At 67.0% G+C, this 13,194-nt stretch carries 15 protein-coding genes; 5 read left to right on the forward strand and 10 right to left on the reverse strand.

Going from position 1 to position 13,194, the window contains the following annotated elements; translation table 11 throughout:
• From EWE75_RS05360 to coxB, 10 genes are all read right to left on the reverse strand, one after another.
• Positions 1 to 838: RsmD family RNA methyltransferase (locus EWE75_RS05360; RefSeq protein WP_130155758.1), on the reverse strand; the 838-nt coding region annotated here is incomplete at its 3' end.
• A 186-nt stretch (positions 839 to 1,024) separates the two neighbouring features.
• On the reverse strand, positions 1,025 to 2,425 hold the full coding sequence (gene thrC, locus EWE75_RS05365; protein ID WP_130155483.1) for a threonine synthase: 1,401 nt from the start codon (positions 2,423 to 2,425) through the stop codon (positions 1,025 to 1,027).
• Between the two features lie 203 nt (positions 2,426 to 2,628).
• Positions 2,629 to 3,240, reverse strand: a complete 612-nt coding sequence (locus tag EWE75_RS05370; protein WP_282432662.1) for an SURF1 family cytochrome oxidase biogenesis protein — start codon at positions 3,238 to 3,240, stop codon at positions 2,629 to 2,631.
• Positions 3,237 to 3,629: a DUF983 domain-containing protein gene (locus EWE75_RS05375; RefSeq protein WP_427915770.1), complete on the reverse strand. Its 393-nt coding sequence runs from the start codon at positions 3,627 to 3,629 to the stop codon at positions 3,237 to 3,239. Before EWE75_RS05375 ends, EWE75_RS05370 begins: the two co-directional genes overlap by 4 nt.
• A gap of 28 nt (positions 3,630 to 3,657) precedes the next feature.
• Complete coding sequence (locus tag EWE75_RS05380) at positions 3,658 to 4,572, reverse strand: cytochrome c oxidase subunit 3 (RefSeq protein ID WP_130155481.1); 915 nt, start codon at positions 4,570 to 4,572, stop codon at positions 3,658 to 3,660.
• Between the two features lie 34 nt (positions 4,573 to 4,606).
• Positions 4,607 to 5,140: a cytochrome c oxidase assembly protein gene (locus EWE75_RS05385; RefSeq protein ID WP_282432661.1), complete on the reverse strand. Its 534-nt coding sequence runs from the start codon at positions 5,138 to 5,140 to the stop codon at positions 4,607 to 4,609.
• Positions 5,137 to 5,271 carry a hypothetical protein gene (locus tag EWE75_RS26035; protein ID WP_276204603.1) on the reverse strand — a complete coding sequence of 45 codons (135 nt, stop codon included), beginning with the start codon at positions 5,269 to 5,271 and terminating at the stop codon, positions 5,137 to 5,139. The genes EWE75_RS05385 and EWE75_RS26035 overlap by 4 nt, the downstream gene beginning before the upstream one ends.
• The gene (locus tag EWE75_RS05390) at positions 5,271 to 6,176 is read right to left on the reverse strand and encodes a heme o synthase (RefSeq protein ID WP_130155480.1); all 906 of its coding nucleotides are present in this window, start codon (positions 6,174 to 6,176) and stop codon (positions 5,271 to 5,273) included. The genes EWE75_RS26035 and EWE75_RS05390 overlap by 1 nt, the downstream gene beginning before the upstream one ends.
• A gap of 75 nt (positions 6,177 to 6,251) precedes the next feature.
• Complete coding sequence (gene ctaD / locus EWE75_RS05395; protein WP_130155479.1) at positions 6,252 to 7,943, reverse strand: cytochrome c oxidase subunit I; 1,692 nt, start codon at positions 7,941 to 7,943, stop codon at positions 6,252 to 6,254.
• 3 nt (positions 7,944 to 7,946) lie between these two features.
• Positions 7,947 to 9,044 (reverse strand): cytochrome c oxidase subunit II, encoded by a 1,098-nt coding sequence (gene coxB / locus EWE75_RS05400; protein WP_130155478.1) that lies wholly within the window; start codon positions 9,042 to 9,044, stop codon positions 7,947 to 7,949.
• Positions 9,045 to 9,257: 213 nt separating this feature from the next.
• Between coxB and pyrE the strand changes: the two genes are divergently transcribed.
• The 5 genes from pyrE (at position 9,258) to EWE75_RS05425 (ending at position 13,159) form a co-directional block, all read left to right on the forward strand.
• The gene (gene pyrE, locus EWE75_RS05405) at positions 9,258 to 9,842 is read left to right on the forward strand and encodes an orotate phosphoribosyltransferase (RefSeq protein WP_130155477.1); all 585 of its coding nucleotides are present in this window, start codon (positions 9,258 to 9,260) and stop codon (positions 9,840 to 9,842) included.
• A 103-nt stretch (positions 9,843 to 9,945) separates the two neighbouring features.
• Positions 9,946 to 10,674, forward strand: coding sequence for a pyridoxine 5'-phosphate synthase (locus EWE75_RS05410; protein WP_130155476.1), 729 nt, complete (start codon positions 9,946 to 9,948; stop codon positions 10,672 to 10,674).
• Between the two features lie 106 nt (positions 10,675 to 10,780).
• Positions 10,781 to 11,191, forward strand: coding sequence for a holo-ACP synthase (acpS, locus tag EWE75_RS05415; protein WP_130155654.1), 411 nt, complete (start codon positions 10,781 to 10,783; stop codon positions 11,189 to 11,191).
• Positions 11,192 to 11,195: 4 nt separating this feature from the next.
• Positions 11,196 to 12,077, forward strand: a complete 882-nt coding sequence (gene lepB / locus EWE75_RS05420; RefSeq protein ID WP_130155655.1) for a signal peptidase I — start codon at positions 11,196 to 11,198, stop codon at positions 12,075 to 12,077.
• Complete coding sequence (locus EWE75_RS05425; protein WP_130155656.1) at positions 12,074 to 13,159, forward strand: AI-2E family transporter; 1,086 nt, start codon at positions 12,074 to 12,076, stop codon at positions 13,157 to 13,159. Before lepB ends, EWE75_RS05425 begins: the two co-directional genes overlap by 4 nt.
• Positions 13,160 to 13,194: the final 35 nt, after the last annotated feature.

Genomic DNA, 13,194 nt, shown 5'->3' on the forward strand with positions numbered 1-13,194 from the left:
CAGTCGGCAATAGCAGCCCGCGCGCTTCCTCGCGCACCGCCATCTCGCCGACCTCGACCGTGCCGCCGAGATCGCCGAGCGCCTGACGCACCACCTCGCCGATCGCCAGCGCCGACATCCGCACCGCATAGACGGTCAGCACCAGGAACTTGCTGTCGGCATCAAGCAGCCGGCGGCAATCCGCGATCAGGCCGGGCAGCCCTTCTTCGAGCCGCCACACTTCGCCATCGGGACCGCGCCCGAACTTGGGTGGATCGAGGAAAATTCCGTCATAGCGCTTGCCGCGCCGGACCTCGCGCGCGGCGAACTTGGTCGCGTCATCGACCATCCAGCGAATCGGACGGTCGGCGAGATCGGACAGGAAGGCATTGGCCTTGCCGGCCTCGACCGACTTCTTCGAGGCATCGACATGCGTGACGCCCGCGCCTTTGGCCGCCAGCGCCAGCGTGCCGACGCCGGTATAGCCGAACAGGTTGAGCACCTGGTCACCCTCGGCGATGGCTTCGCGCATCCACGCCCATTGCGGTGCCATGTCGGGGAAGAACGCGAGGTGACGGAACGGCGTGTTCTGCGCGGTGAACAGCAACTCCTCCCAGCGCACATGCCAGCCGCCGCGCGGCACGTCGCGCGACAGATGCCAGCGCCCGCCGCCCTCTTCGTCCGACGCGCCGATGAAATCGCCGTCGGCCTCCCAATGGTCCGACGCCGGCGCCCACATCGCCTGCGGCTCGGGGCGGATGAAGCGGAAGCGGCCGTAGCGTTCGAGCTTGCGGCCGTTGCCCGAGTCGATCAGCCCGTAATCAGGCCACGGTTCGGCGATGAGGGTTTGAAGCTGCATCCTATTCCCCTCCCTGGAAGGGAGGGGTTAGGGATGGGTTGGTCTCGGGGGAACGCCGCGCCGGCCTCGAGCCGACCCACCCCCGACCCAGCAACGGGTCGGTCATGCCCCCGGCATGACCTGAACAGCGCGGGGCGCTGTTCACCCGTTGCTCTTTCAGGGAGGGGAGAAGCGCGGAATGCAACCTCACCGCGCCACCGCACGCTCGGCGATATACGCCGTCACCGCCTCGAACGTGCCGGGCAACGTCGCATAGCGTTCCTCGCGGTCGAACAGGTCGCCGACGCGCGCGGGCAGGCTCGGGCGCATACCCGTGGCGCGCTCGACCGCATCGCCGAACTTGGCCGGGTGCGCCGTCGCGAGCGTCACCACCGGCACATCCGCCGGCAGCCCGGCGCGGCGCGCGGCGGCGAGGCCGATCGCGGTGTGCGGGTCGATCACTTGCCCCGCATCCTCGCTCGCCCAGCGCATCGCCAGCGCCATGTCGTCGAGATCGATCCGGTCGCTGGCGAACAGCGCCGACGCGCCACCGGCCTGCGCGTTGGTAAGCCGCATCGCCTTGCTCGCCTCGAACCCCTGCATCTGCGCGGCGAGCGCATGCCCGTCGCGCCCGCCAAGATCGAACAGCAGCCGCTCGAAATTGCTCGACACCTGAATGTCCATCGACGGGCTCGGTGTCGGCACGACGGTGCCTTGCGAATAGTCGCCCGCGCTGAGCGCGCGGTGGAGGATGTCGTTGACGTTGGTCGCGACGATCAGCTTGGCGACGGGCAGGCCCATCTTCGCGGCGACATAGCCGGCGAACACATCGCCGAAATTGCCGGTCGGCACCGCGAACGCGACCGGCCGCTCGGGCGCGCCGAGCCGGACGGCGGCGTAGAAATAATAGACCACCTGCGCCATCAGCCGCGCCCAGTTGATCGAATTGACCGCCGACAGCGCGAACGTGCCCGAGAAATCAGGATCGTTGAACATCGCCTTCACCAGCGCCTGACAATCGTCGAAGCTGGCATTCTCCAGCGCGAGATTGTGGACGTTGGGGGCGAGCACGGTGGTCATCTGGCGGCGCTGCACCTCGGACACTCGGCCCTTGGGGTGCAGCATGAAGATATCGACGCCGGCACGGCCCGCGAGCGCGTCGATCGCCGCCGAGCCAGTATCGCCCGAGGTCGCGCCGATCACGGTGACGTGATGCTGCGAGCCGGCGAGGAACCGCTCGAACATCAGCCCGAGCAATTGCAGCGCGACATCCTTGAACGCGAGCGTCGGGCCGTGGAACAGTTCGAGCAGCCAATGCTGGTGATCGAGCTGGACAAGCGGGGTGACGGCGGCGTGGGCGAAGCGGCCATAGGCTTGCTCGCACAAGCTCCGCAGATCCTCGCGCGAGAGCGTGCCTTCGACGAACGGCGCCATCACCGCGACGGCGGTGTCGACATAGGACGCGCCGCGCAGTGCCGCGATCTCCTCGGTCGAGAGGCTCGGCCAGGCTTCGGGCAGGTACAGGCCGCCATCGCTGGCGAGGCCGGCGAGCGTGACCTGTTCGAAATCGAGGGCGGGCGCATCCCCGCGCGTGCTGATGTAGCGCATAGGCCGGTCGGGTTAGCGACGTGTGCGGTTCATCGCAACCTGCCGTTCGCGGCGTCCTGCCCTCCGTTCGTGCTGAGCCTTTGGAAGCAGGTGCCCCAGCCGCCCGTTAGACGTGACCCCAGCGCAAGCTGGGGTCTTTCGGAACAGCGCGTGACAAGAGCCGCGAAAGACCCCAGCTTGCGCTGGGGTGACGATGGCGGTGGTCAGCCCCGCTTCCGCAACGCCAGCGCATAAATGATCGCCGCGATCCCCGCGAACACGAACCACTGCACCGCATAGGCGAGATGGTTGTTGGGCACCGACGACAGATCGGCCGGCGGGTTCGCCGCCAGTCCGGCGAGCGGCGGATCGGCGACGATGATCAGCGTCCGGGGCACGCGGCCGAACAGCCCCGCGATCAGCGGCTGGTGATCGGGCGCATACGCGAGATAGCCCTCCACCCTGCCGCCGCGCCATGTCGGTTTGGTGTTGGGCGCACCGCTCACGCCGATCTGCACCGCGAAGCCCGGGCCTTCCGCGCCGGTGCGGCAATGCGCGATCTGGCGCCAGCCGGGCTTGCCACGCGCGTCATGCCCGCCTTCGCTGCTCCAGCCCGCCGGTTGCAGGCAGAGGGCGCCCGCGCGCCGGAACAGCAGGTCATCGCCGAGCGGCACGCGCGGGAAAGTGATCGCGGGCAGGTCTCGGTTCACCGCCAGTCGGGCGAGCAGCGCTTCCTTCTCGGCCCTGCGCTGGAGTTGCCACACGCCCAGCCCGATCATCGCCGCGACGGCGAGCGCGACGAGCAGCGTGGCGATGATCGGAACGCGTCGCTTCAAGGCGCGATTCGCCCCTCGCGCGCGGCGTTGCGATATTCGCTGACGAGCAGCGCCGCCTTGGTGATGCGCAGCGACCACATCGTGCCGCCGAGCGTGACCGGAATCCAGATCAACGCCTGCAGCCAGAACGGCGGCGCGAGCGTGAGTTGCAGCCAGATCGCCAGCCCGACGACGATCGCGCCGAGGATCAGGATCAGGAACGCCGCCGGCCCGTCACCGACATTGAAGCCCGCGATATCGAGCCCGCACACACGGCAGCGATCGGCGAAGGCAGTCCAGCCGTTGAACAAAGTCGGCGAACCACAGCGCGGGCACAGCCCCTTCAGCGAAGCCTCGACGAGACTCGGCGGTGTCGTGGGCGGCGTAGAACTGGGCGGTGTCGGCGCCACGGGATCGGGAGCCGTCACCAGCGCACGCTCAACCTGCGTGGACCGGCGCTCCCCAGCCGCCCCACACATAGATGGCCGCGAACAGGAACAGCCACACCACGTCGACGAAATGCCAATACCAGGCCGCTGCCTCGAAGCCGAAATGCTGGCGCGGAGTGAAATCGCCGCGATAGACGCGCACGAGATTCACGATCAGGAAGATCGTGCCGATGATGACGTGGAAGCCGTGGAACCCGGTCGCCATGAAGAACGCCGAGGTGTAATTGATCCCCTTGAACGGGAACGGTGCCTCCGAATATTCATAGGCCTGGATCGAGCTGAAGATCAGGCCGAGCACGATCGTCAGCCACAGCCCCTTTTTTACGCTGTCATGCTCGCCGACGCCGATCAGCCCCCACAGCCCCTTCAGCGCGCCGCCGCGCTGGTTGTGGATCAGCGCGTGGTGCGACCACGTCAGCGTCGTGCCAGACAGCAGCAGAATCAACGTGTTGAGCAGCGGGAAACGGAAGGCGTCGATCACCTCCAGCCCCTTGGGCGGCCACACCGCGTTCGCCGCCGCCGCATCGGTGGCGAGGCTGACGGTGCGGCTGACCGCATCGTAGATCAGCGGGCGCGGAAACAGCGAGAAATCGAAGAACGCCCAGAACCAGCCGACGAAGAACATCACTTCGGAGGCGATGAACAGCACCATGCCGTAGCGCAGGTGAAGCTGGACGACGGGGGTATGGTCGCCGGCATGCGCCTCGGTGAGAACCTTGCCCCACCACAGGAACATCGTCGCGATGACGAGTGCCACGCCGAGGAAGAACACCGCGCCGCCGTACGCCGCCGAGTGCATCCACATAATGCCGCCGACCGCCATCACGCCGCCGGCGAACGCGCCCATGATCGGCGCGATGTCCGGCGGCAGGATATGATATGCGTGGTTCTTAGCGCCGGCCATCTCTCTCGTCCCCGTTTATCGGTTTGGTGGCACCCTAGCCTTTGGTCTTCGTGGAATCCACCGGGTAAAATGTGTAACTGAGCGTGATCGTCTGCACGTCGTTCGCATCGGGATCGGCGAGGATCTTGGGATCGACGAAGAAGATCACCGGCATGCGTGCGGTCTCACCGGGTTTGAGCGTCTGCTGGGTGAAGCAGAAGCACTGGATCTTGGTGAAATATTTGCCGACCTGATACGGCGTGACGTTGAAGGTCGCGCTGCCGGTGATGGTGTGATCGGTCGTGTTGGTGGCGGTGAAGAACGCCATGTCGCGCGCGCCGACATCGACCGTGTCGCTCGGCGATTCGGGTACGAACTTCCAGCCCATGTGCGGCGCGACGTTGGTGTCGAAATCAATGCGAATCGTGTGATCGACCGCGCCGGGCGCGGCGTTGGCGCGCTGCGTGGTGCCGTTGAGGCCGGTCGCCTGGCAGAACATCCGGTATAGCGGCACGCTCGCGCTTGCCAGCCCGGTCATGAACACCAGCGGGATCATCGCCAGCAATGCGGTGCGCAGCTTCGGACTCAATGTGCCATCCCCGCCTTGATCTTGGCGATGGTGATCGCGAACACCAGCACCACGAACGCGCCGAGGATCAGCCCCAGCACCAGCGCGCGCGAGCGTTGCCGCGCGCGGATCTCGTCATCGCGCTTGGCCATCAGGCGAGCCACTTGTCGGCGACGACCGCGCCGAAGATGATGAACAGATACAGGATCGACCAGGCGAACAGCCGCTTCTCCGGCACCATCCGGTCGTCGGGGCCAGTGGTGCGCGTCGCGACATGCACGACAAGCCCGGCGAACACCCCGGTCGTGACCAGCGCCACCGCGCCATAAAGCATGCCGCTCAGCCCCAAGGCCCAGGGCGCGAGTGCGGTCAGCGCCATCGGGATCGTGTACAGGCCGATCTGCCGCCGGGTGACGCGCTCGCCCGCCACCACCGGCAGCATCGGGATGCCCGCCGCGCCGTAATCGCTGCGCATGAACAGCGCGAGTGCCCAGAAATGCGGCGGCGTCCACAGGAAGACGAGCGCGAACAGCAGCAGCGGCAGCGGCGCCACGCCGCCGGTCGCGGCAGCCCAGCCGATCAGCGGCGGGAACGCGCCGGCGGCGCCGCCGATGACGATGTTCTGCGGGGTGCGGCGCTTGAGCCAGACGGTATAGACCAGCACGTAGAACAGGATCGACACGGCCAGGATCGCGGCGGCGACGAGATTCACCGCCAGCCCCATCAGGATCACCGAGAACGCCGACAGGCCGACGCCGAACTGGAGCGCGGTCTCGCGGTCCATGCGTCCGGCGGGGAGCGGGCGGCGTTCGGTGCGGCGCATCTTGGCGTCGAGATCGGCCTCATACCATTGGTTGAGCGCGCCGGCCGCGCCCGCGCCGAGCGCGATGCACAGGATCGCGGTGAAGCCGATCACGGGATCGATCCGCACCGGCGCGGCGAGCATCCCGCACAGGCCGGTGAAGACGACGAGGCTCATCACGCGCGGCTTGGTGAGCGCGAGGAAATCGCGCGCGTGCGCCGGGACGATGGGGGAAGGTGCGGTGGTGACGGTCATGATGGAACCGCGCCATACAGGCGCGCGACCTTTGCGGAAAGGCCGCGACCCGAAACGATCGCGGCCGTACCCATGTCAGTGATGGCCATCGCCGCCGTCGATCACCGGCAGCGTCTCGAACTGGTGGTAGGGCGGCGGGCTCGACAGCGTCCATTCGAGCGTCGTCGCACCCTCGCCCCACGGGCTGTCACCCGCCGGCTTGCCCGCGAACAGCGACCAGATGATGTTGACGAAGAAGAAGATCATCGAGAACGCCATGACCATATAGCCGATCGTGGCGAAGTGGTTCCAATATTGGAGCGCATCGGTGTAATCCGGCACGCGGCGCTGCATGTTCTGCAGCCCCAGGAAGTGCATCGGGAAGAACAGCATGTTCACGCCGATGAAGAAAATGTAGAAATGCACCTGGCCGAGCGCTTCGTTGTACATCCGCCCCGACATCTTGGGGAACCAGTAATAGAAGCCCGCGAACAGCGAGAACACCGCGCCGAGCGACAGCACGTAGTGGAAGTGCGCGACGACGTAATAGCTGTCCTGCATGTAATCGTCGATGCCGCCGTTGGCGAGCACCACGCCGGTCACGCCGCCGACGGTGAACATGAAGATGAAGCCGATCGCCCACAGCATCGGCGTCTTGAAGGTGAGCGAACCGCCCCACATCGTCGCGATCCATGAGAAGATCTTGATGCCGGTCGGCACCGCGATCACCATCGTCGCGGCGGTGAAGTACATCTTGGTGTTCACGCTGAGGCCGGTGGTGAACATGTGGTGCGCCCACACCACGAAGCCGACCACGCCGATCGCCACCATCGCATAGGCCATGCCGAGATAGCCGAAGATCGGCTTCTTCGAGAAGGTCGAGATGACATGGCTGACGATGCCGAAGCCCGGCAGGATCATGATGTACACTTCGGGGTGGCCGAAGAACCAGAACAGATGCTGGTACAGGATCGGATCACCGCCGCCGGCGGGATCGAAGAAGGTCGTGCCGAAATTGCGGTCGGTCAGCAGCATCGTGATGGCGGCGGCGAGCACGGGCAGCGACAGCAGCAGCAGGAACGCCGTCACCAGCACCGACCAGACGAACAGCGGCATCTTGTGCAGCGTCATGCCCGGCGCGCGCATGTTGAAGATGGTGGTGATGAAGTTGATCGCGCCGAGGATCGACGACGCACCGGCGAGATGCAGCGACAGGATCGCCATGTCGACGCTCGGCCCCGGCTCGCCATAAGTGGAGAGCGGCGCATACACGGTCCAGCCGGTGCCGGCGCCGCCGAAGAACGGCGAGGCGAGCAGCAGCGTGAACGAGGGGATCAGCAGCCAGAAGCTGATGTTGTTCATGCGCGGGAACGCCATGTCGGGCGCGCCGATCATGATCGGCACGAACCAGTTGCCGAACCCGCCGATCATCGCGGGCATCACCATGAAGAACACCATGATGAGGCCGTGCGCGGTGATGAGCACGTTCCACAGGTGCAGCGAATGGTCGAGGCCCTGTTCGCCGCCGGGCAGCCACGCCGCCCAATAGTTGAGATACTGGATACCCGGCTGCGACAGTTCGGCGCGCATCAGCCCCGAAATCCCGCCACCGATGATCCCCGCGCAAATCGCGAAGAGCAGGTAGAGCGTGCCGATGTCCTTGTGGTTGGTCGACATGAACCAACGCGCGAAGAAGGCGGGCTTGTGGTCCGCGTCATGATGCGCGTGGCCGTGGCCGTGGTCGCCATGCGCCTCGAAGGCGGACGGATGGAGCGCGGTGTCGGTCATGCCTTATTGTCCCGCATTGCCGGCGCCGGCGGGATTGGCCGTCGCGCCTTGAGTGACTGTAGGAGCTTGCTCCGTCGCATTATCGACGGGTGCAGTCGAATTGCCCGCTTCGAACGCAGCGCCCGTTTCGGGCAACGGCTGCGCGGCGGCGATCGCGGCGGCGGGCTTGCCGGTCGGCATCGTGCCGCCCTTCGCCTTCACCCACTGCGCGAATACGGCTGGCGACACCGCCTCGACCGTGATCGGCATATAGCCGTGGCGCGCGCCGCACAGTTCGGAGCAGACGCCGAAATAGACGCCGGGCTTCTCGATCGTGAAGCTGGTCTCGTTGAGGCGCCCCGGCACCGCATCGAGCTTGATCCAGAACGCGGGGATCGCCCAGCTATGGATCACGTCGTTCGAGGTGGTGATGAGGCGGATCGGCACGCCGTACGGCAGCACAACGCGGTTGTCGGTGGCGAGCAGGCGCGGGCCGTCGGCATCGGTGCGGGCGCGCTCGCCCTTGCCGACTTCCTTCGGCTCTTTCAGCATGTTGGCCGTGATCTCGAACCCGCCATTGTCGGGATATTGATACGACCAATACCATTGGTTGCCGATCGCCTTGAGCGTCACGGCATTGTCTGGCGCGGGCTTGTACTGCGCGTTGAGCAGGCCGATCGACGGCAAAGCGATGCCGAGCAGGATCAGCACCGGCAACCCGGTCCACAACACTTCGAGGATGGTGTTGTGCGAGGTCTTGGTCGCCACCGGCTGCGCGGCGCGGCGATAGCGCACCACCACCCAGGCGAGCAGGAGCAGCACGAACACGCAGATGATCGTGATGAGCGGGAACAGGATGACGTCATGGAACCACAAGGCGCGACGGCCATTCGGCGTCACCTGCGGCTGGATCGTGACCTTGCCGTCGACCGGCATGCCGATTCCGGCGACCGGCAGCATCGCGGGCGCGCCGTCCATCGCGAGCATCGGATCGGCCTTGGCAGGAGCAGCCGCCACAGCGGGCGCTGCCGGCGGCGCGGCGGGGGCGGCCACAGCCTGCCCCAAGCCGGCAAGCGCGAGGCCCGCCGCAAGTACGATGCCCTTCAAGCCCATGATCCGCATCCCGTATCCTCGCCCCTGTAGAATACGCCGAGTCCTGCTACGACGCCGGGCGAGATTACGCCCAATTTTTCCGACCTATACGCAAGCGACCCGCCGCCCTCAAGCACGAAGCCGTGTTTATTTGGCGATGCCGCACGTCCCCGGCGTTGCGCCCGAGCGACACGCCTCCTAATCAGGCGCACCTTGTCCGCCCAACCTGCCGAGCCAGCGCCGATGACCGAAGACCAAGTCCTTGCCGAATTCCGCGCCGCCGACGCGTTGCTCGAAGGGCATTTCATCCTGTCCTCGGGGCTGCGCAGCCCGCGCTACCTGCAATGCGCGCGCGTGCTGATGGACCCGCGTCGCGGCGCGCGGCTGGCCGAGGCGCTCGCCGCCAGCTTGCCGGCGGAGATTCGCGACAGCATTCAGGCGGTCGTATCGCCGGCGATGGGCGGGGTGATCGCGGGGCACGAGATGGGCCGCGCGCTCGGCGTCGAGGCGATGTTCCTGGAACGGCCCGAGGGCGTGTTCGAACTGCGCCGGGGCTTCCGCCTCGCGCCCGGCACGCGCGTGCTGATGATGGAGGACGTGGTCACGACCGGCCTGTCCTCGCGCGAGGCGATCGCGGCGATCGGGCGCGCGGGCGGCGTGACCGTGGCGGCGGGATCGCTGGTCGATCGCTCGAACGGGACCGCTGATCTCGGCGTGCCGTTCTTCCCGCTGGTCCGCATCGACGTGCCAACCTATGCCGCCGATGCGCTGCCGCCAGAGCTTGCGGCGATCCGGGCGATCAAGCCCGGCAGCCGGGCGGCGGCGTGACGGTCGCCACCCCCGCCCCGTTCGTCCCGAGCGAAGTCGAGGGACAGGCCCGGAACGCAGGTGCCTCGACTTCGCTCGGCACGAACGGAAAGGGTGCGCCCGCGTGACCAACACACTCCGCCTCGGCGTCAACATCGATCATGTCGCGACGGTGCGCAATGCGCGTGGCGCGGGCTATCCCGATCCGGTGCGCGCGGCGCTGGTCGCCGCCGAGGCTGGCGCGGACGGCATCACCGCGCATCTGCGCGAGGACCGGCGCCACATCACCGACGACGATATCGCTCGGCTGTCGGCCGAGCTGACGATCCCGCTCAACTTCGAAATGGCAGCGACCGATGAGATGCGCGGCATCGCGCTGAAACATCGCCCGCACGCCGCCTGCATCGTCCCCGAAAAGCGCGAGGAGCGCACCACCGAGGGCGGGCTGGACGCGGCGGGGCAGTTCGCCCATCTCGCGCCGCTCGTCGCCGACCTGACGGGGGCGGGCATCCGCGTGTCGTTGTTCATCGAACCCTCGGCCGCGCAGATCGACGCGGCGGTGCGGCTCGGCGCGCCGGTCGTCGAACTGCATACCGGCCGCTATTGCGAGCTGTCGGGCGCGGATCAGGCGGAGGAGTTGCGGCGGATCGCCGACGCGGCGGCGCTGGCGGCGAAGAACGGCATCGAGGTCCACGCCGGCCACGGGCTGACCTATGACAATGTCGCACCGATCGCCGCGATCCCGCAGGTGCGCGAGCTCAACATCGGCCATTTCCTGATCGGCGAGGCGATTTTCCTCGGGCTGGCCGAGAGCGTGAAGCGGATGCGCGACGCGATGGACGCGGCGCGGTGATTGGCGATCACCGTCGCCCCGGCGCAGGCCGGGGCCGCTGGATGTGGGGCAACCGGTTCGCCAGATTGCGCAGCGGCCCCGGCCTGCGCCGGGGCGACGGGGCTTTATGATCATCGGCCTCGGCTCTGACCTGTGCAATATCGAGCGTATCCAGAACTCGCTCGACCGCTTCGGTGAGCGCTTCGAACAGCGCGTGTTCACCGATCTCGAACAGCGCAAGGCGGCGCGACGGCCACTCACCAAGGCGGGCACGCTCGCCAAGCGCTTCGCCGCGAAGGAAGCCTTTTCGAAGGCGGTGGGAACGGGCTTCCGCGCCGGCGTGTTCATGAAGGATATCGGCGTCGTCAACGCCCCCTCGGGCGCGCCGACGCTGGCGCTGACTGGCGGCGCGCGCGCGAGGCTTGACGCGATCACGCCCGAAGGCCACGTCGCATTGGTGCATCTGACGCTGACGGACGATCACCCCTGGGCACAGGCGTTCGTCATCATCGAAGCCGTACCGCGTACAGGAAGTTGACGGAATGAGTGAGGACGTAGCGTTGGACCCCGTACACGAACCGGTCGAGACCGCCCGCCCCGCGCCGGCGCGCCGGACCGACTGGTGGGCGGAGGTACGCGGCATCGTCTGGCTGGTCCTCGCCGTGCTCGGCTTCCACACCTTCATCGCCAAGCCGTTCTACATCCCCTCCGAATCGATGCTGCCGGGGCTGGAGATCGGCGATCAACTGGTGGTGAGCAAATTCCCTTATGGCTGGTCGTTCATCTCGCCGACCTTCCATTTGCTGCCGTTCATGCATGGCCGGCTGTTCGGCCGCCTGCCCGAGCGCGGCGACGTCGTGATCGTCACGCCGCCGGGCACCGAGACCGATTACATCAAGCGCGTGATCGGCCTGCCGGGCGAAACGTTGCAGGTGAAGGGCGGCGTGGTGTTCATCAACGGCGTCGCGCTGCAACGCGGCCCCATCCATGATGCGCTGATCCCGGTCGATACCAATACGAAGTGCAGCGATGACGTCTATCCGGGCGCGCTGGAGACGGGCGCGGACGGCAAGGCCTATTGCCGGCTGCCGCTCGTCACCGAGACGCTGCCCAACGGCCGCCATTACGACACGGTCGAGCTCGGCTACAGCCGTGGCGACGATTACGGCCCGGTCAAGATCCCGGCCAACCACGTCTTCCTGATGGGCGACAATCGCGACCGCAGTTCGGACAGCCGCTTCCCGCTCGCCGCGCCCGATCTCGGCCTCGGCGGGCCGGTGCCGTGGGAATATCTCGGCGGTCGCGCGGAGTTCATCACCTTCTCGAAGAGCGGTGGCGGGACGTGGAACCCGCTGACCTGGGGGCAGTCGTTCCGTGGCGGCCGCGCGGGCACCTCGCTCCATCCGGCGCGGAACCCGCAGTGAGCGAGACCGTACCGATCGAAATCTCGGCCGAGCCCGGCCCCAATGAGATGCGCGATCCCTTCGTCCGCAAGGAGATGAAGCGCGCAGCCGTGTGGTTCGGCATGGGCGGCGCGATCGCGCTGGTCGTGCTGCTGATCCAGCCGCTGCTCATCATCTTCGGCGGGCTGGTGTTCGCGGCGATGCTCGACGGCGGCGTGCGGCTGCTCGGCAAGGTGCTGCCGATCCCGCGAGTCTGGCGGCTGGTGATCGTCGTGGTGCTGACGGTGATCTTCATCATCGGCACCGGCTATCTGACCGGGATGCAGGTCGCCGCGCAGTTCGAACAGTTGCGCGCCACGCTGATGGCGCAGGCGATGCGGCTGATGGCGTGGCTCTCGAGCATCGGGCTGATGCCGGGCAAGGCCGATATCAACGGCATGATCCAGCAGGCGCTCGGCTCGTTCGGCAAGCTCACCTCCTGGGTCGGCACCGCGATCGGCGCGCTCACCAGCCTGGTGATGGTGATGGTGATCGGCCTGTTCATCGCGATGGAGCCGCGCCTCTACGAGGCCGGGCTGCAATGGATGCTGCCGACCGACACGCGCCGCGAGTTCGCCATCACGATCGAGCGGATGGCGAAGACGATGCGCAGCCTGCTCGCCGGGCGGTTGCTTGGCATGGCGCTGGAAGGCGTGATGACCGGCATTGCGCTCGCCTTCGCGGGCGTGCCGATGGCGTTGGTGCTCGGCATCATCACCGGCGTGCTGGCCTTCATCCCCAATATCGGCGCGATCGTGAGCGGGCTGATGATGGTCGCGGTCGGTTTTAGCGCGGGGCTCCATACCGGCGTGCTGGCGATCGTGATCTATTTCGTGATCCAGACCTTCGACGGTTATGTCGTCATCCCGATGGTCGCACGCAAAACGGTCGATCTGCCGCCGGCGCTGACGCTGTCGGCGCAGATCCTGACCGGCACGTTGTTCGGCGTGCTCGGCCTCGCGCTCGCCGATCCGATGACGGCGATGATCAAGGTCGCACTGGAGCGCAATTCGGAGCGTACCGCGCGTAAGGATGCCGATGCGGCGGTCGAGGCCGACGGCTAGACTCTGATCGATAGGGCCTGACGCGTTGCGAAAGC

It is taken from the genome of Sphingomonas populi, assembly GCF_004208535.1.
Lineage (GTDB): Bacteria > Pseudomonadota > Alphaproteobacteria > Sphingomonadales > Sphingomonadaceae > Sphingomonas > Sphingomonas populi.

Bases quoted from the DNA above. Each gene is read 5' to 3' on its own strand.
- thrC (WP_130155483.1), bottom strand. From the start codon at position 2,425: ATGCGCTACATCAGCACGCGCGGGGATGCGCCCGCCCTCGATTTCGAA.
- ctaD (WP_130155479.1), bottom strand. From the start codon at position 7,943: ATGACCGACACCGCGCTCCATCCGTCCGCCTTCGAGGCGCATGGCGAC.
- coxB (WP_130155478.1), bottom strand. From the start codon at position 9,044: ATGCGGATCATGGGCTTGAAGGGCATCGTACTTGCGGCGGGCCTCGCG.
- acpS (WP_130155654.1), top strand. From the start codon at position 10,781: ATGATCATCGGCCTCGGCTCTGACCTGTGCAATATCGAGCGTATCCAG.
- EWE75_RS05380 (WP_130155481.1), bottom strand. From the start codon at position 4,572: ATGGCCGGCGCTAAGAACCACGCATATCATATCCTGCCGCCGGACATC.
- pyrE (WP_130155477.1), top strand. From the start codon at position 9,258: ATGACCGAAGACCAAGTCCTTGCCGAATTCCGCGCCGCCGACGCGTTG.
- EWE75_RS26035 (WP_276204603.1), bottom strand. From the start codon at position 5,271: ATGGCCAAGCGCGATGACGAGATCCGCGCGCGGCAACGCTCGCGCGCG.
- EWE75_RS05390 (WP_130155480.1), bottom strand. From the start codon at position 6,176: ATGACCGTCACCACCGCACCTTCCCCCATCGTCCCGGCGCACGCGCGC.
- lepB (WP_130155655.1), top strand. From the start codon at position 11,196: ATGAGTGAGGACGTAGCGTTGGACCCCGTACACGAACCGGTCGAGACC.